The organism is Reyranella sp. (assembly GCF_052439685.1).
GTDB lineage: Bacteria > Pseudomonadota > Alphaproteobacteria > Reyranellales > Reyranellaceae > Reyranella.
The window spans coordinates 55,954-78,211 of the sequence record NZ_JBQVQG010000024.1; the positions used below are offsets into that span (position 1 = coordinate 55,954).

The 22,258-nt window shown below is 65.4% G+C and carries 24 protein-coding genes; 11 read left to right on the forward strand and 13 right to left on the reverse strand.

Annotated features, from left to right (window positions below):
• Nucleotide 1 precedes the first annotated feature (1 nt).
• Together ACT6UX_RS23745 and ACT6UX_RS23750 are read left to right on the forward strand one after the other, a co-directional pair.
• Nucleotides 2-529, forward strand: coding sequence for a UGSC family (seleno)protein (locus tag ACT6UX_RS23745; protein ID WP_444777629.1), 528 nt, complete (start codon nucleotides 2-4; stop codon nucleotides 527-529).
• A 67-nt stretch (nucleotides 530-596) separates the two neighbouring features.
• Nucleotides 597-821: a hypothetical protein gene (locus tag ACT6UX_RS23750; protein ID WP_295138524.1), complete on the forward strand. Its 225-nt coding sequence runs from the start codon at nucleotides 597-599 to the stop codon at nucleotides 819-821.
• A gap of 29 nt (nucleotides 822-850) precedes the next feature.
• Here ACT6UX_RS23750 and ACT6UX_RS23755 read toward each other — a convergent pair whose 3' ends face one another.
• From ACT6UX_RS23755 to ACT6UX_RS23770, 4 genes are all read right to left on the reverse strand, one after another.
• A complete protein-coding gene (locus ACT6UX_RS23755; RefSeq protein WP_444777630.1) occupies nucleotides 851-1,201 on the reverse strand; it encodes a Lin0512 family protein in 351 nt (116 codons plus the stop codon).
• A gap of 14 nt (nucleotides 1,202-1,215) precedes the next feature.
• On the reverse strand, nucleotides 1,216-1,554 hold the full coding sequence (locus ACT6UX_RS23760) for a Lin0512 family protein (protein WP_444777631.1): 339 nt from the start codon (nucleotides 1,552-1,554) through the stop codon (nucleotides 1,216-1,218).
• 13 nt (nucleotides 1,555-1,567) lie between these two features.
• Nucleotides 1,568-2,551 carry a tripartite tricarboxylate transporter substrate binding protein gene (locus ACT6UX_RS23765; protein WP_444777632.1) on the reverse strand — a complete coding sequence of 328 codons (984 nt, stop codon included), beginning with the start codon at nucleotides 2,549-2,551 and terminating at the stop codon, nucleotides 1,568-1,570.
• A 105-nt stretch (nucleotides 2,552-2,656) separates the two neighbouring features.
• On the reverse strand, nucleotides 2,657-3,055 hold the full coding sequence (locus tag ACT6UX_RS23770) for a DoxX family protein (protein WP_444777633.1): 399 nt from the start codon (nucleotides 3,053-3,055) through the stop codon (nucleotides 2,657-2,659).
• 209 nt (nucleotides 3,056-3,264) lie between these two features.
• On the opposite strand from ACT6UX_RS23770, the gene ACT6UX_RS23775 reads away from it, so the two are divergent.
• From ACT6UX_RS23775 to ACT6UX_RS23790, 4 genes are all read left to right on the forward strand, one after another.
• Complete coding sequence (locus tag ACT6UX_RS23775; protein WP_425068135.1) at nucleotides 3,265-4,317, forward strand: ABC transporter ATP-binding protein; 1,053 nt, start codon at nucleotides 3,265-3,267, stop codon at nucleotides 4,315-4,317.
• 45 nt (nucleotides 4,318-4,362) lie between these two features.
• Complete coding sequence (locus ACT6UX_RS23780; RefSeq protein WP_444777634.1) at nucleotides 4,363-5,694, forward strand: ABC transporter substrate-binding protein; 1,332 nt, start codon at nucleotides 4,363-4,365, stop codon at nucleotides 5,692-5,694.
• A gap of 67 nt (nucleotides 5,695-5,761) precedes the next feature.
• A complete protein-coding gene (locus tag ACT6UX_RS23785; RefSeq protein ID WP_444777635.1) occupies nucleotides 5,762-6,718 on the forward strand; it encodes a carbohydrate ABC transporter permease in 957 nt (318 codons plus the stop codon).
• Nucleotides 6,711-7,613 carry a carbohydrate ABC transporter permease gene (locus ACT6UX_RS23790; RefSeq protein ID WP_444777636.1) on the forward strand — a complete coding sequence of 301 codons (903 nt, stop codon included), beginning with the start codon at nucleotides 6,711-6,713 and terminating at the stop codon, nucleotides 7,611-7,613. The genes ACT6UX_RS23785 and ACT6UX_RS23790 overlap by 8 nt, the downstream gene beginning before the upstream one ends.
• A 260-nt stretch (nucleotides 7,614-7,873) precedes the next feature.
• Here the strand turns inward: ACT6UX_RS23790 and ACT6UX_RS23795 are convergent, their stop codons facing one another.
• Entirely contained in the window at nucleotides 7,874-8,023 is a 150-nt protein-coding gene (locus ACT6UX_RS23795; RefSeq protein ID WP_298318698.1) for a hypothetical protein, read from the reverse strand.
• A 145-nt stretch (nucleotides 8,024-8,168) separates the two neighbouring features.
• Between ACT6UX_RS23795 and ACT6UX_RS23800 the strand changes: the two genes are divergently transcribed.
• A complete protein-coding gene (locus ACT6UX_RS23800; protein ID WP_444777637.1) occupies nucleotides 8,169-8,630 on the forward strand; it encodes a hypothetical protein in 462 nt (153 codons plus the stop codon).
• A 21-nt stretch (nucleotides 8,631-8,651) separates the two neighbouring features.
• Nucleotides 8,652-9,236: a hypothetical protein gene (locus ACT6UX_RS23805; RefSeq protein WP_444777638.1), complete on the forward strand. Its 585-nt coding sequence runs from the start codon at nucleotides 8,652-8,654 to the stop codon at nucleotides 9,234-9,236.
• A 9-nt stretch (nucleotides 9,237-9,245) separates the two neighbouring features.
• On the opposite strand, the gene ACT6UX_RS23810 is transcribed toward ACT6UX_RS23805, so the two are convergent.
• Complete coding sequence (locus tag ACT6UX_RS23810) at nucleotides 9,246-10,220, reverse strand: Bug family tripartite tricarboxylate transporter substrate binding protein (RefSeq protein WP_444777639.1); 975 nt, start codon at nucleotides 10,218-10,220, stop codon at nucleotides 9,246-9,248.
• Nucleotides 10,221-10,249: 29 nt separating this feature from the next.
• Entirely contained in the window at nucleotides 10,250-11,173 is a 924-nt protein-coding gene (locus tag ACT6UX_RS23815; RefSeq protein WP_444777640.1) for a hypothetical protein, read from the reverse strand.
• A 139-nt stretch (nucleotides 11,174-11,312) separates the two neighbouring features.
• Between ACT6UX_RS23815 and ACT6UX_RS23820 the strand changes: the two genes are divergently transcribed.
• Entirely contained in the window at nucleotides 11,313-11,735 is a 423-nt protein-coding gene (locus ACT6UX_RS23820) for an OsmC family protein (RefSeq protein WP_444777641.1), read from the forward strand.
• Between the two features lie 63 nt (nucleotides 11,736-11,798).
• Nucleotides 11,799-12,140 carry a hypothetical protein gene (locus ACT6UX_RS23825; RefSeq protein WP_444777642.1) on the forward strand — a complete coding sequence of 114 codons (342 nt, stop codon included), beginning with the start codon at nucleotides 11,799-11,801 and terminating at the stop codon, nucleotides 12,138-12,140.
• Nucleotides 12,141-12,153: 13 nt separating this feature from the next.
• Here ACT6UX_RS23825 and xth read toward each other — a convergent pair whose 3' ends face one another.
• The 3 genes from xth to ACT6UX_RS23840 are packed head-to-tail and all read right to left on the reverse strand — an operon-like array spanning nucleotide 12,154 to nucleotide 15,206.
• Nucleotides 12,154-12,927, reverse strand: a complete 774-nt coding sequence (gene xth / locus ACT6UX_RS23830) for an exodeoxyribonuclease III (RefSeq protein ID WP_444777643.1) — start codon at nucleotides 12,925-12,927, stop codon at nucleotides 12,154-12,156.
• 4 nt (nucleotides 12,928-12,931) lie between these two features.
• Complete coding sequence (locus ACT6UX_RS23835; RefSeq protein ID WP_444777644.1) at nucleotides 12,932-14,788, reverse strand: ABC transporter ATP-binding protein; 1,857 nt, start codon at nucleotides 14,786-14,788, stop codon at nucleotides 12,932-12,934.
• A gap of 37 nt (nucleotides 14,789-14,825) precedes the next feature.
• Nucleotides 14,826-15,206, reverse strand: a complete 381-nt coding sequence (locus tag ACT6UX_RS23840) for a hypothetical protein (RefSeq protein WP_444777645.1) — start codon at nucleotides 15,204-15,206, stop codon at nucleotides 14,826-14,828.
• 75 nt (nucleotides 15,207-15,281) lie between these two features.
• Here ACT6UX_RS23840 and ACT6UX_RS23845 point away from each other — a divergent pair, with 75 nt between their 5' ends.
• On the forward strand, nucleotides 15,282-16,610 hold the full coding sequence (locus ACT6UX_RS23845) for a histidine-type phosphatase (RefSeq protein ID WP_444777646.1): 1,329 nt from the start codon (nucleotides 15,282-15,284) through the stop codon (nucleotides 16,608-16,610).
• On the opposite strand, the gene ACT6UX_RS23850 is transcribed toward ACT6UX_RS23845, so the two are convergent.
• The 3 genes from ACT6UX_RS23850 to ACT6UX_RS23860 form a co-directional block, all read right to left on the reverse strand.
• Nucleotides 16,607-16,798 carry a hypothetical protein gene (locus ACT6UX_RS23850; RefSeq protein WP_444777647.1) on the reverse strand — a complete coding sequence of 64 codons (192 nt, stop codon included), beginning with the start codon at nucleotides 16,796-16,798 and terminating at the stop codon, nucleotides 16,607-16,609. The genes ACT6UX_RS23845 and ACT6UX_RS23850 overlap by 4 nt on opposite strands.
• 137 nt (nucleotides 16,799-16,935) lie before the next feature.
• Complete coding sequence (locus tag ACT6UX_RS23855; protein WP_444777648.1) at nucleotides 16,936-18,804, reverse strand: HWE histidine kinase domain-containing protein; 1,869 nt, start codon at nucleotides 18,802-18,804, stop codon at nucleotides 16,936-16,938.
• Between the two features lie 23 nt (nucleotides 18,805-18,827).
• The coding region (locus ACT6UX_RS23860; protein WP_444777649.1) for a response regulator at nucleotides 18,828-22,258 on the reverse strand (3,431 nt) is incomplete at its 5' end.

Genomic DNA, 22,258 nt, shown 5'->3' on the forward strand with positions numbered 1-22,258 from the left:
CATGTTCGAAGTTCTCGATCCCACGCCGGGCACCGCCCCGCCGGCCGGCCGGCTCGCCCCGCGCCTCGACACGCTCGAAGGCAAGACGGTCGGCTTCATCTCCAACGGCAAGGAAGGCGCCAAGGGCTTCTTCAGGCATCTCGACCAGATCCTGCGCGAGGAGTACGGCGTCGCCCACGTGGTGAGCCGCACCAAGTCGAACTACAGCGCGCCGGCCGACCCGCACATCGTGGCGGAGATCAAGGGCTGGGACGCCGTCGTCTCCGGCTTGGGGGATTGAGGGTCCTGTTCATCGTGCAGTCTGCTCGACTCAGTTACCGCTGAACGATTGGACGTTCCCGCTTTCAGCGTGATGACGACCCGGTTCGCCAGCGCTGCCGACATGATGAGCCGCGTGCTCGGCATGCCGGGCTATGCCTTCGCCCAGATCGGCCATCCGGTCAGCAGCGCCACCGACGACCAGCTCCGCGCCATGGCCCGCACGGCCATCGAACAGGGCCTGGCGATGCTGGTCCGGCCCAAGGCCTGAATTCCCCTCTCGGCAACCCCGGACGACGTTTTACGTTGTCCGGGGAACCAATAAGGGAGTTTACGGCATGAAGCCGATGGCAATTTTGGGTGTGCTGCTGATCGTTATCGGCATCGCCGGTCTGGCGATCGACAATATCTCGTTCACCGAACGCAAGACCATCGTCGATGCCGGCCCGCTGAAGGTCACGGCCGACGAACAGCGAACAATTCCAATTCCCACCATCGCCGGCATCGTCGCCGTGATTGCAGGCGCAGGACTCCTGTTCATGGGGCGCGCCGCGCGTGGCTGAGTTCGTCGAGACTCGCGGCTTCGGCTAGCTCAGCGTTCGGGAATTTCCATTCGGACGGCGATGGCGGCGCTGGCGATCACGGCGGGATCGTTGTTCTCGGGATCGGCGATGTCGAGCCCGCCCTTGACGACCTTCACGGTCACGATGCCGTGGGGGAGCGACGCCTTGACCTTCTCTGCGTCGACCTTGTCGGGCTGCTGCACACCGATCGTGACGTCGACGAACATGCCGGTCTTGGTATCGATCTTGAGCGCCCGGATCATGGCGAGCGACGAATGGTGCAGGGCATCCTGCACCGCGCGCAGGGCGGCCTTGGTGTAGTCGCCGCCGTGCAGATCGTTGCCGGTGCCGAGTTCCAGGATGACGCGCTTGGCGGTCATGGTCTTCCTCCGTTCTACAGGTCGAGCCGGACGATGGCGGCCGCCTGCGCGATCACCGTCTTGTCCGTGCCCGCTTCGTTTTCGATCTCGAGGCCGCCCTCGACCACCTTCACGGTGCCGGTGCCGTGCGGCAGGACCGCCAGCACCTCGGCCGTGTCGACCTGCTCGGGCTTGGGCACGCCGATCAGGACTTCGACGAGCATATCGTCGCTCGACTTGCCGAGCGCCGTCGCGACGGTGAGCGAGTTGTGCCACAGCGCGTCCCGCAGGGCGCGAACGGCGGCCTTGGTGTAGTCGCCGCCCCGGATATCGGTACCCATGCCGATCTCGAGGGCCACCTTCTTCAACGCCATGGTTTTCTCCTGTTCAAGGCTTCGCGAGGCCGGCTTTGATCAGCAGCGGCTTCACTTCGGCATAGTACTTCTCGGCAAAGGCGCGGAATTCGGCGGGGTTCTTGTCCCACGGGACCTGGATGAACTTCGCGAGATACTCGGTCACCTTGGGTTCGGTCGAGGCCTGCTTGAAGGCCCGGTAGAGCGTGTCGACGATGGCCGGCGGCATGCCCTTTGGACCGAGCAGGCCGTAGGGGCTCTGTCCCACGACGTTCACGCCGAGCTCGATCATCGTCGGCACGTCGGGATAGCGCGGGATGCGCTTCTCGGTCGCGAAGGCCAGGATGCGGCACTTGCCGTCGTCGACGAAGGGCGCCCACTGGGCAGCGTCGGCGATGAACTGGATCTCTCCGCCCATCAGCGCCTGCATCCATTCCGCGCCGCCCTTGTAGGGCACGTGGGTGAACTTCGCGCCGGTGGCCTGCTCGACCTCGATCATCATGAGCTGACCGGTGCCGCCAACGCCCGAGGTGCCGTAATTGTACTTGTCCGGGTCCTTCTTGCCGGCCGCGATCATGTCCTGGAAGGTCTTCCACGGGGAATCGGAGCGCACGACGATGCCCATCGTGTAGCCCGAGAGCCCGGTGATGTAGGTGAAGTCGGTCAGCGGATTCCAGCTCGTCTGCTGATAGTGCGGGTAGCGCAGCGTGTTGATGCTCATCACGGCCAGCGTGTAGCCATCGGGCTTGGCGTTCATCAGCATGGCCGGCGCCAGCGTGCCGGCGGCACCGGGCTTGATGTCGACGATGATCTGCTGGCCCAGGATCTTGCCGACGGCTTCCGCGAGCAGGCGCATGTGAACGTCGGTGACGCCGCCTGCGGCAAACGGGTTGTAGATGGTGATCGGCTTCTCGGGCTTCCAGCTTGCCTGGCCGCGGGCCACGACCGGGGTGGCGAGCGCCGTTGCCCCGGCCAGAGCGGCAAAGCGGCGGCGGTTGATCGGGACACGCTGGGACATGAACGCTCCTCCTGTTTTTTCTCGTCGGCCGTGCACACGACGAAACGGCTGCACGCGGCAGCCGTCCGTCCGTTCCTTAGCGTTTCGGCGAAGGCGCGTTAAGCGCTACTTCCGGCGCGCGGCGTCGATGCTCCAGGGGCCGGGTCCGGCCGCGGCGATGTACAGGAAGACGAAACAGTAGAGGGCGGCGAGTTCGCCCCGGTTGAGGATCGGGAAGAAGCCCATCGGGGCGTGGATCATGAAGTAGGCCACGGCCGTCATGCCGGAGGCGACGAAGGCTGCGAGGCGGCTGAAGAGGCCGATGACCAGCAGGATGCCGCAGACGAACTCGATGATGCCGGCATAGCCCGGCATCGACATGAGGGTGAAGTTCGGCGCGACGGCGCCGGCTGGAAACGCCAGCAATTTGGCGGTGCCGTGCTGCAGGAACAGAAGGCCGCTCATGATTCGCACGATACTGAGCAGGCGCGGCGCCCACGAAGCGCCGAGAGCATCGAAACTCATTGCGACAATTCCCCAAAAACAAAATGCACTTTGCCTATCCTGAATGCGGTACGGCTTTTCGACAAGCGGTTGCTCGGTGACCCGGTTACCGACCCGTCAGTAGTCCTCGCACTTCGCTCGGGCTTTGCCTATGATCGGGCACGATCGGTCGAAAGAGCCGGCAGAAGTACAAGCAATAAGCGGCCCGAGGCCGCGCGCGTGGAGGAAGTATGGCGACGGTCGAAGTCCGCACCGTGCGGAAGGCGTTCGGTCCTGTAGAGATTCTACATGGCGTCAGTGTCGACATCGCCGATGGCGAGTTCGTGGTTCTGGTCGGGCCCTCGGGCTGCGGCAAGTCCACCCTGTTGCGCATGCTGGCGGGCCTGGAAAACATCACGTCGGGCGAGATCGCGATCGGCGGGCGGGTGGTCAACACCGTGCCGCCGAAGGACCGGGACATCGCGATGGTGTTCCAGAACTACGCGCTCTATCCGCATATGACTGTCTACGACAACATGGCCTTCTCGCTCACGCTCGCGAAGGCGCCGAAGTCGGTGATGGACGAGGAGGTCGGCCGGGCCGCCAGGATCCTGGGCCTCGAGCAGCTGCTGCATCGCTTCCCGCGCCAGCTCTCCGGCGGCCAGCGCCAGAGAGTCGCCATGGGACGCGCCATCGTGCGCAACCCGCAGGTCTTCCTGTTCGACGAACCGCTCTCCAACCTCGACGCCAAGCTGCGCGTCCAGATGCGCTCGGAGATCAAGGAGCTGCACCAGCGGCTCAAGGTCACGACCGTCTACGTCACACACGACCAGATCGAGGCCATGACCATGGCCGACAAGATCGTGGTCATGAACAACGGCCATATCGAACAGATCGGTGCGCCGCTCGAACTCTACGACCGGCCGGCCAACCTGTTCGTCGCGGGCTTCATCGGCTCGCCGGCCATGAACATGGTGAAGGGCACCGTCTCGAACGGCGCGCTCCGCATGGAAGACGGCACGGCCTGGCCATTGCCTGCCAATGGCAGCCGTCCCGCCGACGGTCCCGCCGTGTATGGCGTCCGGCCCGAGCATCTCATGCTCGATCCCGGCGGCATCCCGGCCACCGTCCAGGTGGTGGAGCCGACCGGGTCGGAAACCCAGGTCCTGATGAAGATCGGGGGGCAGCCGGTGATCGGCGCCTTCCGCGAGCGTGTTACGGCGAAGCCTGGCGAGATCCTGCCCGTGAGGCCCGATCCCGCCCTGGTCCATCTGTTCGACCAGCAGTCGGGCCAGCGCCTCTGAGAACGGGGAAAAAAGACAGACGATAATCAACAAAGGAGGAAACAAATGGCGTTCATCATCAGGCGGCGTGAGTCGATCATTCTCGGTGCCGCCGCGGCGGCGATGGCGATGGGCCGTGCAGCCAACGCCCAGTCGGAAATTCCCAAGGCCGATGTGCCGGCGCCCAAGCTGCCGATCGAGAAGGGCGCTACGCTGCGCCTGATCCGGCCGGCGCGCTTCGTGGAGCCCGACGAGGTCATCTTCCGTGCCAACAGCGCCAAGTTCGCCAAGGAGACCGGCGTCGAGGTCAAGGTCGACTTCGTGGGATGGGAAGACATTCGCCAGCAGACCGCCGTGTCGGCGAACACCGGCGCCGGCCCCGACATCGTCCTGGGCTGGGCGGAAGATCCGCACATCTATGCCGACAAGGTGCTCGAGCTCAGCGACGTTGCCGAGTATCTCGGCAAGAAGTACGGCGGCTGGATGTTCCTCGGCGAGAAGTTCGGCAAGAAGGCCAAGACCAACAACTGGATCGGCCTGCCGATGGGCGGCACCGGCGGCCCGCTGGTCTACCGCGCCTCGGCACTGAAGGAAGCCGGCTTCGACAAGGTGCCGACCACGCTGCCCGACCTGCTGAAGCTCTGCCAACAGCTGCAGAAGATCAAGAAGCCGGCCGGCTTCGCGCTCGGCAACGCGGTGGGCGACGCCAACGGCTTCGCCAACTGGATGCTGTGGTCGCATGGCGGATCGCTGGTCGACGAGGATGGCAAGGTCATCATCAACAGCAAGGAAACGGTCAACGCGCTGAACTACGTGAAGGAGCTCTATCCGACCTTCATCCCGGGCACGATGTCGTGGAACGACATCAGCAACAACCGGGCCTATGCGTCGAACGAGTTGTTCTTCACAGCCAACGGCGTGTCGATGTACTTCGCGCTGAAGAACGATCCGGCGACCAAGGCGATCGCCGACGACACCGAGCACGCGCTGCTGACCCAGGGCGTGGCCAGCTCGACGCCGATGAGCGCGACCGTGCTGAACGCCATGGTGTTCAAGCACAGCAAGTTCCCCAACGCCGCCAAGGCCTACCTCACCTTCATGATGGAGGCCGAGCAGTACGACCCGTGGCTGACCGGCTGCCTCGGCTACTGGGCGCATCCGCTCAATGCCTATGACAAGAGCAAAGTGTGGACGAGTGATCCGAAGATCGCGATCTATCGCAACACCATGAACAACCGCTTCTGGAGCGGCTACAAGGGTCCGATCACCCAGGCCGCCGGGACGGTCGCGGCCGAATACATCCTCGTCCAGATGTTCGCCTCGGTGGCCGCTGGCCAGGCGACGCCGACCGAGGCCGCCAAGGAAGCGGAGCGTCGCACGCGCCGCTACTACCGCTAAAGCGCAGTCGAGGAGACGGCGCGACCTGTCGACGGTCGCGCCGCCGTTCCCGCTCTTCGGAGGGAAGATGACCGTCGCCACGATGACCGACTGGAACCGGACGCGAATACAGCAGGGTTGGCTGGCGCGCCTGTTCGACAACAAGGCGTTCCTGATTTTCATGTGCCTGTTGCCGGCCGTCGGCCTGCTGACGGTGTTCCTCACCTATCCGCTGGGCCTCGGCATCTGGCTGTCCTTCACCGACACCAAGATCGGCGGTACCGGCAAATGGATCGGTATCGATAATTTCGAATACCTGCTGGAAGACCCGCAGTTCTGGACGGCGGTGTTCTACAGCGTCTTCTATACCAGTGTCGCAACGTTCGGAAAGTTCGCGCTGGGTCTGTGGCTCGCGCTGTTGCTGAACCGGCATCTGCCGATGAAGAACCTGCTGCGCGCCATCATCCTTCTGCCGTGGATCGTGCCCACCGTCCTGTCGGCGCTGGCCTTCTGGTGGATCTACGATCCGCAGTTCTCGATCATTTCCTATCTTGCCACCGACGTGATCGGCATCCGCGACAAGCCTTTCGACTTCCTGAGCACGACATGGCCTGCGCGCTGGTCGCTGATTGCGGCCAACATCTGGCGCGGCATTCCGTTCGTGGCCATTTCCCTGCTGGCCGGCCTGCAGACGATTTCACCCTCGCTCTATGAGGCCGCCCTGCTCGACGGATCCACGGCCTGGCAGCGTTTCCGCTACATCACCTTCCCGCTGCTGCTGCCGATCCTGGCGATCGTGATGACCTTCTCGATCATCTTCACGTTCACCGACTTCCAGCTCGTCTATGCGATCACCCGCGGCGGGCCGATCAACTCGACCCATCTCATGGCGACCCTCGCCTTCCAGCGCGGCATCGCCGGCGGCGAGCTGGGCGAGGGCGCGGCAATCGCCGTCGCCATGATCCCGTTCCTCGTGTTCGCCACGCTGTTCAGCTATTTCGCGCTCGCGCGCCGCAAGTGGCAGCAGGGAGAGGCCAATGACTAACGTCGCCACAGAGGTGCTGACGCCAACCAACGCCACCGCGCCTCCCGACGATATGGTCTGGGAGAGCCGCGGCCGTCGCATGGTGACGATCTACGTCCCGCTGGTCTGCTTCATCATCATCCTGCTGTTTCCGTTCTATTGGATGGCGATCACGGCCTTCAAGCCGAACGCCGAGCTGTACGACTACAAGACCTACAACCCGTTCCTGATCGGCAGCCCGACCCTCGATCATATCTACAAGCTGCTGTTCCAGACGGCGTACCCCAAGTGGCTGTTGACCACGATGGGCGTTGCCTTCTGTGCGACCTTCCTGTCGCTGTTCTCCAGCGTGCTCGCGGCCTATGCCATCCAGCGGCTGCGGTTCAGGGGCAGCCAGTATGTCGGCCTGGGCATTTATCTCGCCTATCTGGTGCCGCCGTCGATCCTGTTCATCCCGCTGGCGACGACGGTCTATCAGCTCGGCCTGTTCGACACGCCGCTGGCGTTGATCCTGACCTATCCGACCTTCCTGGTGCCATTCTGCACCTGGCTGTTGATCGGCTACTTCAAATCGATCCCGTATGAACTCGAGGAATGTGCCCTCATTGATGGCGCGACCCGCCTGCAGATCCTGCGGCGCATCACGCTGCCGCTTGCGGTGCCCGGCCTGATCTCGGCCGGCATCTTCTCATTCACCCTGTCGTGGAACGAATTCATCTACGCGCTGGCTTTCATCCAGAGCAGCGAAAAGAAGACCGTGCCGGTGGCCATCCTGACCGAACTCGTGTCGGGCGATGTCTATCAGTGGGGTTCGCTGATGGCCGGCTCGCTGCTGGGCTCGCTGCCCGTGGCGATCTTCTATTCGTTCTTCGTCGACTACTACGTCTCCTCCCTCACCGGAGCGGTGAAGGAGTAGACTTTTCGATCTCAGGCGACAGGGCTGGGTGGGCCCTGCGGATGCGGCACGGGCGTCGGCATGTCTTCGGGGGCCGGCATACCGGGCGGCAGGGGCATCTCGGGGGGCACGGGGTCGGTCTTGCCGGGCGCGGGTGGCACGGCAGGAACTTCACGTGGCGTGTCTGCTGCATATAGCGTCATCGTCGATATCTCCTTCAGGACATGCCTGAATACGAATGCCCGCCTCTCGGCGGGCATTCGGCTTCGGAAGATCAAGGACTAGCGGTCCTTGTTCTGCGGCTGCTGAGGCTGACCGGGCTGCTGGTTGGGCTGCTGGTTCTGCTTCTGCTGCTGCTCGCGCTGGACCTGTTCGCGCTGCTGGCGATCACGATCCTGCTGCTGCGAAGGATTCTGCTTCTGGTCGTTCATGGCGTTTCTCCATGTTCGCCGCGACTGCCGGAATGACGATCGCTGCTTACAAAACGCCTCGCTTGGGAACGGGGTTGCACGTCCCGCCGTTTCTTCGGATGTCGGACGCAAAAGGCTGAAAACCTCGCTGTTGCTGGAGTTTTCCATGATTCGTAAGTTCGCAGGCGCGGCGATTCTGGTGGGTGCGTTTGCCGCCGTACCGCCGATTGCATTTGCTGCCGACGAGGCTGGCTGCGCGGCGGAGTGGACGCAGGCGGACGCCAACAAGGATGGGGTGATCGCGGGGCCCGAGGCCGACCGATATGTCGCCTACATCCGCATTCGCGCCCAGACCGAGCCCAAGGATGGCCGCATCACGCAAGATGCTTTCATGCAGGCCTGTCGGGGCGACGTTTTCAAGGCAAGGGCACCGGACGCCGGGGCGCCGTTGAAGGGGGCAAATTCTTTCACCGAGGCCCAGGCGAGGGATCGCGCGGTGGCCGCTGGTTACACGGACATCGCAACGCTCACCAAGGATGCTGATGGCATCTGGCGGGGCACCGCGCGCAAGGGCAGCGAGTCCGTGAACGTCGCCGTCGACTTCAAAGGCAACGTCGTTTCGCAATAGCCATCACGCAGGAGGCTCATCGTGAAGACCATCACGCGCGTCTATGACACCTACGGACAGGCCCGGCAGGTCGTGGCCGAGCTGGAAGAGGCCGGCGCGCCTCCGTCTGACATCAACATCATCGCCAATCGCTATGTTTGCGAAGAGACCGTACATGGCGAGGAGCCTGCCGGCGCAGGAGCAGGCATCGGCGCGGCTCTCGGGGGCACAGCGGGTCTTCTCGCCGGCCTCGGCATGATCGCCATTCCCGGGGTGGGACCGGTCGTTGCAGCCGGCGCCCTGGCCGCGACGGCGGTCGGTGCGGCGGCGGGCGCCGCGACGGGTGGTCTGGTGGGGGCGCTGATGTCGTCCGGCGTGCCGCAACGGGAGGCCGAGGTCTATTGCGAGGCGGTGCGTCGCGGCGGCACGATGGTGAGCATGCGCACTTCGGAAGCCGACGAGCAGCGCGTGCTGCTGATCATGGACCAGCATCGCCCGATAGATTCGATCGCCCGCGAGGCAGATTACCGGACCGCCGGCTGGACCCGCTTCGATCCGGAGGCCGAGCCCTATACGCCGAGCCAGTCGGAGATCGAGCGTTTGCGCCGTCCTTACGCCACCTCGTAGGCGCGCGATCTACTTCTCCGGGACTTTGCCGATGCGTTCGACGGCGACCTTCAGCCGTGCCGCATCCTTGTCGAGGAATGTCTTGAATGCCGGCGCATCGAGATAAGCGATGGGAGTCTCGACCTTGGCCATCGCCTCCTTGAACTCCGGATCTTCAACCGTGCGACGCACCGCGTCGCGCAGAGTCGTGAGGATCGGCGAGGGCGTGGCCGCGGGCGCAAAGAGGCCCGACCAGATGTAGAAAGTGGCGTCGTAGCCCAGCTCCTTCATGCTGGGGACGTCCGGCATCGAGGCGAGACGCTTGTCGCCCCACACCGCGAGCGCGCGCATCTTGCCGGCCTTGATCTGGCCGATCGCGGCCGACGGGCCAGAGGCCAGCGCATCGATCTGGCCGCCCAGCAGCGCCGCGACCGCGGGCCCGCCACCCTGATAGGGAATGTGGAACAGCTTGATGCCGGCGGCATCGGCGAAGATTTCCATCGCCACGTGCAGCGTGCCGTACACGCCGGAGGAGCCATAGTTGATGGTCCCGGGCTTGGCCTTCGCGGCCTCGACCAGATCCTTCAGCGTCTTGTAGGGACCGTCCTCCCGCACGACCAGGACCGTGGGGTCGGCGCTGATCAGGGCGATGGGCGCGAACTGGTCGAGTTCGTAGGCCGGCGTGCGGCCCTGCAGGCGGTCGGCGACGGGCAGGACCGAGATCGAGGATAGCGCCATCAGCAGCGTATAGCCGTCGGGCGCCGAGCGCGCGGCCTGCGCAGTGCCCACAGAGCCGCCGGCGCCACCCTTGTTCTGTACGACGACGGACTGCTTGAGCTGCTTGCCCAGGACATGCGCCGTCGGCCGGCCGGTGATGTCGGCCACGCCGCCGGGCGGGAAGGGCACGATCATGGTGATCGGCCGGGACGGATAGGTTTCCTGGGCCTGGACGGCAATGCCGAGCGGCAGCATCGCCGCGCCGGCCAGAAGGGTACGCCGCTTCATTTCGTCTCCTCCATTCGTTTCTTGATTGCTTACTTGCCTTTGGAGCCGGCCTTGGCGGCTCCATTTCGTGTCCCGGGATAGGTGGCGGTGAAGCCAAAAAGGGTCGAGAGCGCGTCGGGCACCATGATCTTGTCGAGATCCTCGAGACCCGCGGTCTTGGTAGGCTTCAGGCCAAGCACCAGCGGTCCCTTGGGGGACTTCCAGTCGCCGACGAAGGAGGCGACGGCGTCGAGCGCCTTCGCCGTCTCGCCGGTCTGCGCCCGCGCAAAGCCGGCCAGCGCGTCGAGCGCGGTCGTGATCAGCTCCTCGGACTTGATGCCCTCTTCGCTGGCGACGGCGGGGACGAGCTTGCCCAGCAGTTCCTTGTCGTCGATCGTGAAGGAGGCACTGCGCAGCCGGCCATTGTCCTTGGCGGCGTCCATGTCGGTGTCGTCGCTCACACCGTCGACGACCATCGAAAGGGCAAAGCGGGCCTGGCCCCGCAAGGTCACTTCCAGCATGTTGAGCGTCAGCACCTTGGCGGTGGGGTCGATGCGATAGTCGAGCGCGATGTCGAACGGCACCTTGGGGACGCCGTAGGGTTCCAAGGCGGTGAACATCTCGTCGTCGCCCGTCATGCCCTCCATCCTGAGCCTGGCGAACCGCGGCGCGCGATCGTCCTTGGAGTCCTTCCTGAGGCGATCGAAGTCGAGGTCCTCGACCGTCACCTTGGCGATCTTGATGGTGCTTTCCTTGTCGCCCGTCGCGGCATTGGCCGGAATGACCGCAACGACGTCGTTCAGGACGAAGCCCGAGGCGCCCAGCGGCTGGGCGCTGCCATAGCTCAACGTCTTGAGTTCGAACTGGGGCTTGATCTCCTTCTCGAAGCGTTCCAGCCCGTTCTGCGCCCAGCTGCCGGCCGCAGATCCGATGAACAGCAGCGCCGACAGCAGCGCCACGAAAACTACCCGCATGAATTCATCTCCTCGCCAATGATCGAAGATAGCACAGACCGCCACCGTGCTGGACCGGCTCCTCCTGTACAAAGGGAGGAATCGCTTCTGTCACGCGGTCAGGGCATGGTGCGCCATCGACCACCCGAAGGAGACGAAAATGATCCGCAAGGCAAAGGCCGAATGGCGTGGCACTGGCAAGGACGGCACCGGTGGCCTCAGCAGCGATTCCGGTGTTCTGTCCAAGACGCCCTACTCGTTCAAGACGCGCTTCCAGGGCGAAAAGGGCACCAATCCCGAAGAATTGATCGCCGCCGCCCATGCCGGCTGCTTCACCATGGCGCTGGCGTTCCAGCTGCAGACCGCGGGCTTCACGCCGACCCTGCTCGAGACCGAGGCCGCGGTCTCGCTCGACCAGGACGGGGCGGGCTTCAAGATCAGCAAGTCGGCCCTCACCCTGGTGGCCGAGGTGCCGAACCTCGACCAGGCGACCTTCGACAAGTTGGCCGAGGCGGCCGAGAAAGGTTGTCCGGTGTCGAAGTTGCTCAACGCAGAGATTACGCTCCACAAGACTCTGAAGTAGTCTCCGGCCTTCAGAAACGGGTGCGCCGCCTCTCGCGGCGCCCCGTAAGCCGGGGAGATTTTGATGGTTCGTGCGTTCGCCTGTTCGCTTGCGTTGGTGGTCCTGCCACTGGCGGCTGCTTCCGCCCAGACGCTCAAGCAGGAAGACGCGGAGAAGATGGTGATCGGCCTCTACGCGATTTCCATTGCCGTCGACACCTGCGACCTCGACATGACGAAGGACCAGGAAACGCGACTCGAATTCTGGATCGAATGGGCCGAGAAGCAGCTCAACATCGCCGACCGCAAGCTCGACAAGACCTACGACACGATGGAAAAGGAAGCCGAGAAGAACAAGAAGGACTTCTGCGGGAAGATGATGCCGATCGCCAAGCAGGCACTCGCCGAACTTCCACCCGCGATGTAGGGCTGAGTGAAGCTTAGATCTTCAGCGATATCCACGCCGGTGCGTGGTCGCTCGGGCCTTGGTGCCCGCGTTCTTCCCGATCGACTCCGCCGCGCACGAGGCGCGGGGCGAGATCGGGGCTGAGCAGCAGATGATCGAGTCGCAGGCCGGCATCGCGCTCCCAGCGATGCCGCTTGTAGTCCCAGAACGTGTACATCGGCTTGCCCGGATGGAGCGTGCGCAGGCTGTCGGTCCAGCCCTGCGCCAGCAGCTTCCCGAAGGCCGCCCGCGGCGCCGGCTGGACCAGCGCATCGTCTTTCCACGATCGCAACGAATAGATGTCGAAGTCGGTCGGCACGATGTTGTAATCGCCGGCCAGCACGACCGGTACGCCGCTCTTCAGGAGTGACTTTGCGTGCCGCTGCAGGCGGCGCAGCCAGTCGAGCTTGTAATCGAACTTCGGTCCCGGCTGCGGATTGCCGTTCGGCGCGTAGAGGCAGCCGACGATCAGCCCCTTCACCGCGGCCTCGATGTAGCGGCTCTGCACGTCGGCGCGATCACCGGGCAGCCCCTTGCGCGTCAGCACCGGCTGGGCCCTGCGTCCGAGGATGGCGACGCCGTTCCAGGTTTTCTGCCCCTGCCAGACGGCGTGATAGCCCGCCCGCCGCAGCTCGGCCGCGGGGAAGGCCTCGTCGGCCGCCTTCAGTTCCTGCAGGCAGACGATGTCGGGCCCGGCACGCTTCAGCCAGGCGAGCAGGTTGGGCAGGCGGCGGTTGACGTTGTTCACGTTGAAGGTGGCGATCTTCATGACGCTAGCGATAGCCCGCCGCCTGCAGTTCGAAGAGCTCGGCATAGCGGCCCCGCTGCGCCATCAGCTCCGCGTGGGTCCCCTCGGCCTCGACCCTGCCGTCGGCTAGAACCAGGATGCGGTCGGCCATGCGGACGCTGGAGAAACGGTGGGAGATCAGCACCGCGGTCTTGCCCTGGCTCAGCTCCTTGAAGCGCTGGAAGACCTCGAACTCGGCGCGGGCATCGAGCGCGGCGGTCGGCTCGTCGAGGATCAGGACCTCGGCCTCGCGCATGTAGGCGCGGGCGATGGCGATCTTCTGCCATTCGCCGCCGGACAGTTCGACGCCGTTCTTGAAGCGCTTGCCGATCATCTGGTCGTAGCCGTGAGGAAGGCGGCCGATCACCTCGTCGGCCTGGCTGCGGCTGGCGGCACGTGCGATGCGCTCATGGTCGTCGCGCGCCTCGACCCGGCCGACCGCGATATTGGCGCCGGCGGGCAAGTTGTAGCGGACGAAGTCCTGGAAGATGACGCCCATGCTGCCGCGCAGCTCGTCGAGCCCGTAGTCGCGCAGGTCGCGGCCGTCGAGCAGGATGCGGCCCTCGTCGGGGTCGTAGAGCCGGGTCAGCAGCTTGACCAGCGTGGTCTTGCCGGCGCCGTTCTCGCCGACCAGCGCCACCACCTCGCCGGCCTTGAGGGTGAAGGAGAGATGACGCACCGCCCAGCGTTCGGCGCCGGGATAGATGAAGCCGACATCCTCGAACACGAAGCCCTCACGGATCGGTTTGGGAAAGGGCAGGGGATTGGCCGGTGAATGAATCTCCGGCTGGACCTCGAAGAAGGAGAAGAGGTCGTCGAGATAGAGCGCCTGGCCGGCCACCGACGAGAAGCCGCTCAGCAGCGATTCGAGCAAGGTGCGGAGGCGGCGGAACGAACCCGCGAGGAAGGTGAGGTCGCCGACCGAGAATTCGCCGGTCAGGGTGCGCCAGGCGATGTAGGCGTAGGCGAAGTAGTAGCCGATCGTGCCGATGGTGGTGAACAGCCCGCCCCAGGCGGCGCGGCGCAGCGCAAGGCGCCGGTTGGCCTCGTAGAAGGAGGTCGCGAGGCGGCGATAACGCTCGATCAGGAATCCGTTCAGCCCGAAGATCTTCACTTCCTTCGCGGTCTCGGCGCTGGCGGCGGTCTGCCGGACATAGTCGAGTTCCCGCCGCTCGGGTGTGCGGCCGAAGTCGAGCGAATAGCTCTTGGCATTGAAATGCGCCTCGCCGAGGAAGGCAGGGACCAGCGCCACCAGCAGCAGCACGATCAGCCAGGGCGCGAAAACGACGAGACCGGCGGCGAGGCTCGCCACCGTCACCAGGTCCTGGGCCTGGGAGAAGAGCTGGCTCATCAAGGTCATGCGGCCACTGGTCTGGCGTCGCGCCCGCTCCAACTGGTCCTGGAATCCGGCATCCTCGAAATCCTCGAGGTCGAGCGTTGCGGCATGCTCCATCAGCCGCACGCTCGAGCTGGTGCTCACCCGCTCGGCCAGCAGTCCATCGAGCAGGGCGACGATGCGCCCCAGGACGTCGGCCAGCACCGCCACCGCGAACTCGGCCGTGAGCAGCAGCCCGAGCCGGTTGAGATGGGCGCTGTCGAGCCATTGCTGCAAGGTCGCCGGCTTGTCTTGCAGCTGCACCAGCATCACCACGTCGTCGATGATCAGCTTGCCGACGTAGAGTGTTGCGACCGGCAGCAGGGCGCGCATCAGGCGCAGTGCGATCGTCGACGCCGCGAGCGCCGGACTGGTCGCCCACACCATGGCGAGGAAGGGCCGCAGGTTCCGGAGCGCGCCGACGCGCTCGCGAAACGAGCTGGTGCTGATGGTCGACGGTGAAGGCATCCCGGCTCAACCCCGGCAAAGGGGCGTGGGTTCCGGCTCAGCCATCCTGCACGGGCTGGGCGTCGAGCCATTGTCGCGCGAGATGCAGCTCACGGAAGATGGCGAGGGGCCGCCGCGCCGTGGCGGCTGCGGCAAAGGTGCGGGCCTGTCCGAAGCTCCTGTCGGACGCGGCGACGATCGCCAGCGGGCCGACTTGGCCATGCTGGGCATAGAGCATGACTCTGGCGCCCAGCGCCTGCAGGTTCTCGTCGCTCAGCGCCTCGGGCGTGTGCGTGATTTCGAAGATCTTGCGATAGCCCATCGCGCCCTCGGCGGTGACGCCTGCGAAATAGCGCTCGATGTCGCTCACCGTGACCCTGTCCCGGGCAACGGCGACGACCAGTCGGTCGGTATGCGAGATCGTCCATTGGACGGGCATGATGGAAATTCTAGCACGGAATGGATGACGTGCGGGACCCGGAGGCGGCATAGTGCGGCCTCCCGGGGGAGTATCATGAGCATTCGCGTTTTTTCCGTCGTCCTCGTTGCCTCGCTTCTGGCCGCCTTGATGCCGGCCAGCGCTGAAATCCTGCCGACACCGCCGGGTTGGCAGATCGAGCGGGCGGTGCTGGTGAACCGGCACGGTGTGCGCTCGCCGACCGCGCCCAACGATCAGCTCGACAAATACAGCTCGACGCCTTGGCCGACCTGGCAGGTCGAGCCGGGCTTCCTCTCGCCCCGCGGCGAGGAACTGATGCGCCTGATGGGTGGCTATTACCGCGTGCTGTATGGCGGGCGCGGGCTGGTCCAGGCGGACGATTGCCCGACCGCCGGTACGGTCGCTGCCTGGACCGATCTCTCGCAGCGGACGCGCACGTCGGGTGCCGCGCTCCTGGCCGGGATGTATCCGCGCTGCGCCAACCTGCCCCTGCGCAATCAGGCGAACTTCACGGTGCCGGATCCCCTGTTCAATCCGCAGCCGACCGCCTCCTGCGCGATGGATCTCACGGCCAATCGGGCGGCGATCATGGCCCGTCTGGGCGGCAGCTTCGCCGCGGCCAAGCGCGACTACGCCACGTCCCTCTCCATGATGCAGTCCGTTCTCTGTCCTTCCGATGCGACGCGGGGGGCTGGCGGCGGCAGCTGCGGCGAAGCTGGCATGCCGAACAGCATCGTGGGCGGCACCGAGGATGGCGTGCGGCTGAGCGGCCCCTTCGGCTTTGCCTCGACGGCGGCGGAGAATTTCCTCATGCAGGCTGCCGAGGGCCTGCCCAAGGATCAGGTCGCCTGGGGGCGTCTCGCGCACGACGCGGCGCTGCGCGAACTGTTGACGCTCCACCAGCTCGACCAGGACCTCACCCAGAAGACCAAGCCGATCGCCCAGCAGCGCGGGTCCAACCTCCTGTCGCTGATCGGTGCCATCCTGGTGAACGGCCATAGTTTCCCCGGCCATGCCGCTACTGGCCAGCCGGTGCGGCTGGGCTTCCTGGTGGGCCACGAGAGCAACATCCACAACCTCGCCGCCTTGCTCAATCTCACCTGGCAGATACCCGGCTTCCTTCCGGGGGAGGCTTCGCCGGGCGGTGCGCTCGCGTTCGAGCAGTTTCGGGAGGTGAGGAGCGAAAAGCGTTACGTGCGCATCGCCTACTACGCGCAGACGCTGGATGAGATGCGCCGTCGCGCGCCGCTCGACTACCGCGATCCGCCGGGCATGGTGCAGGTCGCCCTGCCGGCCTGTTCGGGAGAACTGGTGAACAATGCCTGTCCTCTCGACACGTTTCTCAAGATCGTGAAAGAGGCAGTTGATCCGGGTTGCGTCACGGCGACGGGTGGCAACTACTAACGATCGGAAATCAGCCGTTCGCGTCCCAACGCCGTGATGGCATCGCCTTCGGCGCCCGTCTCGATCAAGCCAAGATGGAAGAGACGTGCGCGATGCGCTTCGGGCATGGACGCGGCCGTGCCGGCGGCGAGCGCCCGCAGGGAAGAAAGAGCGGCCTGGGTAAGCGGCGCGATCAGGCCTTTGGGCATAGTTCGAATGTCTCTTGCCATGTATTCTCATCACCCTCCGTGTTGGATGGTGATAACGGCAAGGCAGCGCGAAAGTTGACGCTGCAGAGCTCGATTACGCCGGGAACCGCCCCGACTTCGCCCTGTTTCGCCGATCCCTACGCGTCGGCCGTGACGCGGGACGGTGGGTCGAGCAGGGACACCAGCACGCGCTCGAGGCTTTCGGCTTCGAGGGGCTTGGGCAGGATGGGAACGTTGGCATAGCGACGATCGATGCTGTCGCGCTGATAGCCGGTGACGAATACGAATGGCACGCCGCGCGCGATCAAGAGGTCGGCCAGCGGATCGGCGAATTCACCCGCGAGATTGAAGTCGAGGAGCGCTCCGTCGAACCGCTCGCTGCGCGCCGCCGCCAGTCCATCTGCCAGGCCGCCAAAGGGGCCGAGCACGGTGGCACCCAGATCTTCGAGGATGCGTTTGGCCATCATGCCGACCAGCACCTCGTCCTCGACCATGAGGAGACGCCGCCCGGCGAGACTGCGCGAACGTCGGTTCGGCATCTCACCCGGCTCTCCCGATTCGGGCTCCGGGTTGGGCGTCGGCCCGACGATCTGGGCGCGCGGAATCGAGAGGCGGCAATGCAGACCTTCGGGTTGCCAGTCGTAAACCACGCCGCCGCGGAACTGAGCCTCGATCGAGGAGCGCACGATCGAAAGGCCGAATCCCAGCGACTTGGGCTCCACCGCGGGCGGCCCGCCGGTCTCGATCCAGTCGACGATCAGCGCCTGGTCGTCGATCCTCCAGACGAGTCGCAGGTGGCCGGTTTCGGTCGATAGCGCGCCGTATTTGGCGGCGTTGGTGGCGAGCTCGTGCACCGCGAGCGCCACGGCCTGCGCGGTCGCCGGCAACAGCATGGCCTGCGGACCGCCGGACTCGATCCGCAGGCGATGGTTGGTGCGGTAGGGCGCGAGCTCCTCTTCGACGATCTGGCTGAGATTGGCGCCCTGCCAGCGGGTGGCAGACAGGAGATTGTGCGTGGCCGCGAGCGCGTGGATGCGGCCCTCGACCGTCGACACGAACTCGGGCGTGCTTCGGGCCTTGGTGAGGCGCAGCACCGAGAGGACGACGGCCAGCATGTTCTTGGCGCGATGATCGACCTCGCGCGCCAGCACCAGCTGCCGCTCCTCGGCGCGCTTTCGCTCGGTGATATCGACGGTGACGCCGTTCATGCGGACGGCCTTGCCATCGAGATCTCGCGAGATCACGCCAGCCCCGAAGCACCAGCGGACCTCGCCGCTTGGGCGGATGATCCGGAATTCGGACTTGAAGCGGTTCATGCCGTCGGCGACGAGCGCGGCGGTCGTGTTCTTCTCGCGATCCTCGGGATGGATCATCGCCTCGACACGCTCGATGGTCGGCGTGAATAGCGCCGGGTCGAGACCGAAGATGCGGTAAGGCCCGTCGTCCCACTCGATGCGGCCGGAGACGAGATCGACTTCCCACGAACCCATGTCGCCCGCGCTGAGCGCGATCGAGCGGCGCTCCTCGCTGCGCCGCAGCTGCTCGGTCTGCGCCTCCAGTTCGGCAGTGCGTTCGGCGACGCGCTTCTCGAGCTCGCGGTTCATCGCTTCGAGTTCGCGGGTCTTGCGATAGAGTTCAATGAAAACGCGGACCTTGGCGCGAAGCACCTCCGGCACCACGGGCACCGTCACGTAGTCGACGGCGCCGATCTCGTAGCCCCGCAGATGATCGGTCTCGGCGATCTGCACCGCCGACACGAAGATGATGGCAAGCTTCTGGAAACGCGGATGCTCGCGGATCATGGCGGCGAGCTGGAAGCCGTCGATCTGGGGCATGACGACGTCGATCAGCACGACCGCGACGTCTTCCAGCTTCAGCAGCAGGCCGAGCGCCTCGTGCGGCGAGTTGGCCTTCACGAGATTTTCGCCCAGCTCGCCGAGGATGACCTCGTAGCTCAGCAACTTCGCGGGCTGATCGTCGATCAGCAGGATGTTGACCTTGTCCATGGGGGCTGATTCCTGGGTCAAGGTCAGCGATGCAGCCAGAGGCGCAGTGCGGAGAAGAGCTGCTCGGTGTTAACCGGCTTGGCGAGGTAGTCGGAGGCGCCGGCTTCGAGACACTTTTCGCGATCGCCCTTCATCGCCTTGGCGGTGAGGGCGAGGATGGGCAGGCGGCGCAGGGCCGGCTTGCTGCGGATCAGGGTCATGGTCTCGTAGCCGTCCATGTCGGGCATCATGATGTCCATCAGCACGATCGAGATTTCGGGCGAGCGTTCGAGGATCGAGATCGCTTCCGCCCCGGTCGTCGCGGTCAGCACCCGCATGCCGCGCCGCTCCAGCGCGCTCGACAGGGCGAAGATGTTGCGGGCGTCGTCGTCGACCACCAGCACGGTGCGTCCCGCCAGAACCTCGTCGGAGCCGTGCAGGCGCTCCAGCATCCGCTGCTTCTCGGGGGCCAGCGCGGCTGCAGCGTGATGCAGGAACAGGGAGGTCTCATCGAAGAGTCTCTCGGGTGAGGCCGCGCCCTTCACGACGATGCTGCGTGCCATCGCATGCAGGCGGCCTTCCTCCTCCGCCGTGAGGTCGCGGCCGGTGAACACCACGACCGGCAGATCGGCGAGCGTCGGGTCGGCCTGCAGGGCCTCCAGCACCTCGAAGCCCGACATGTCGGGCAGGCGCAGGTCGAGCACCATGCAGTCGTGCCGGCCGGCCCGGAGCCTCTCGAGAGCCTCGCGCCCCGAGGCCACGGTGGCGATCTCGACGTCGGGGTGATCGAGGAGGGTGGCAATGCTCGACCGCTCCGCCTCGTCGTCCTCTGCGATCAGCAGCTTCTTGCGGCGCGGCTGGACGTAGGCGTTGATGCGCGCCAGTGCAGCATTGAGGCCTTCGGTGGAGGTGGGCTTGCTGAGATAGGAGAAGGCGCCGCGCGACAGGCCCTGCTGGCGGTCCTCGTCCATGGTGAGGATCTGCACCGGTATGTGGCGCGTCTCGAGGGTGCGCTTGAACTGGCTCAGCACGTTCCAGCCCAGCATGTCGGGCAGGAACACGTCGAGCGACATCGCGACGGGCTTGTATTGCAGTGCAAGGTCCAGCGCCTCGGAGCCGCGCGCCGTGACCACGGCCCTCAAACCCGCGGCATGGGCGGCATCGACCAGGATTCCGGCATAGTTGGCGTCGTCCTCGACGACCAGCAGGACGCGGTCGTCCGGCTTCAGTTCATGACGGTCGTCGGGAAACTGGTCTGCGATATGTTCCGGCAGCGCAACGGCCGCCAGCGGCTGCGGGCCGGGGCCCTGGGCGGGCTGGCGGATGGCGGTGCGCGGGCCGGTATACATCACGGGCAGGTAGAGCGTGAACGTGCTGCCGAGGCCGGGCGTGCTGCGCAGGGCGAGCTCGCCCCCCAGCAGGCTCGCCAGCTCGCGGCTGATCGCCAGGCCGAGGCCGGTGCCGCCATACTTGCGGCTGGTGCTGGCATCGGCCTGCTGGAAGGCCTCGAACACGATCCTCTGCTTCTCCGCCGGGATGCCGACGCCGGTGTCGGTGACCTCGAAGGCCACGATCGAACTCGCCTGGTTCAGGGCGACATTGTCGGACCGCCAGCCCTCGGCCACCGGCAGCACGCGCAGGCGGACACTCCCCTCCGCCGTGAACTTCATGGCATTGGAGAGCAGGTTCTTCAGGATCTGCTGCAGGCGCTTCGAATCGGTGACGATGGAGCGGCCGAGCCTTGGATCGATCTGGACCTCGAAGGCGAGGCCCTGCGACTCGGCCTGGTGGCGGAACGGGCGCGCGACGGATTCGAGCACGTTGACGAAGTAGATTTCCTCCGCCTCGACCGTGACGGTGCCCGATTCGATCTTCGAAAGGTCGAGGATGTCGCTGATCAGGTTCAGGAGGTCGGTGCCCGCGCCGTGGATAGTGCGGGCGAACTCGACCTGCCGTGGCGCCAGGTTGCCGTCGGGATTCTCGGCAAGTTGCTGGCCCAGGATCAGGATCGAATTGAGCGGCGTGCGCAGCTCGTGGCTCATATTGGCCAGGAACTCCGACTTGTAGCGCGAGGTGAGCGCCAGCTCCGACGCCTTCTCCTCGACGGCGCGCCGGGCCTGCTCGATTTCCTGATTGGCGCGTTCCACCTCGGCGTTGCGCTCGGCGAGCTGGGCGGCCTTCTGCTCGAGCTGCTCGTTGGTCTGCTGGAGTTCGCTCTGCTGGCTCTGCAGCTCGCCCGCCAGCGTCTGCGACTGCTGCAACAGGCTCTCGGTCTGCATCGTCGCCTCGATCGAGTTCAGTACGATGCCGATCGAGGCGGTGAGCTGCTCCAGGAAGGCGATCTGCAGCTCGGTGAAGGGGGTGAGCGACGCCAGCTCGATCACCGCCTTCACCTGGCCTTCGAACAGCACGGGCAGGACGATGAGGCTCCTCGGCGAGGCACTGAACAGGCCCGACGTGATCGGCCGCGCCGCGTCTGGCATGGTCGAGATGTGGATCGGTCGCCCGTCGGCGGCGCACTGGCCGACCAGCCCCTCGCCGACGCGCAACGTCTCCGGGTGTCCGTCACCCACCGCATCGGCATAGACCGACAGGAGGCGCAGCCGGACCTTGTCGTCGTCGACCGTCTGATAGATCACGGCCTGATGCGCATTCACGAGCGGCGTCAGCTCGCTCAGGATCAGCCGGCCGACGGTACCGAGGTCACGCTGGCCCTGCAGCATGTTGGTGAACTTGGCGAGGTTGGTCTTCAGCCAGTCCTGCTCGGTGTTGCGCTCCGTCGTGAGACGGAGATTGTCGATCATGGTGTTGAGCTTGTCCTTCAGCTCCGCCACCTCGCCCAGCGCATCGACTTGGATCGAGCGTGTCAGGTCGCCCTTGGTGACGGCCGTCGCCACTTCGGCGATGGCGCGCACCTGGGTGGTGAGATTGGCGGCCAGCAGATTGACGTTGCCCGTCAGGTCCTTCCAGGTACCGGCGACGCCGGGAACCTGGGCCTGGCCGCCGAGCTTGCCCTCGGTGCCGACCTCGCGGGCCACGCGCGTCACTTCGCCCGCGAACCCGTTCAGCTGGTCGACCATCGTGTTGATGGTTTCCTTCAGCTGCAGGATCTCGCCGCGCACGTCGACGGTGATCTTCTTGGACAGGTCGCCAGTCGCGACGGCGGTGGTCACCTCGGCGATGTTTCGGACCTGGGTGGTGAGGTTCGCGGCCAGCAGGTTCACGTTGTCGGTGAGGTCCTTCCAGATGCCGGCGACGCCGGGGACCTGGGCCTGGCCGCCCAGCTTTCCTTCGGTGCCGACCTCGCGGGCGACGCGCGTCACTTCGCCGGCGAAGCCGTTCAGCTGATCGACCATCGTGTTGATGGTGTCCTTGAGCTGCAGGATCTCGCCGCGCACGTCGACGGTGATCTTCTTCGACAGATCGCCCGTCGCCACGGCCGTCGTCACTTCGGCGATGTTGCGCACCTGAGTGG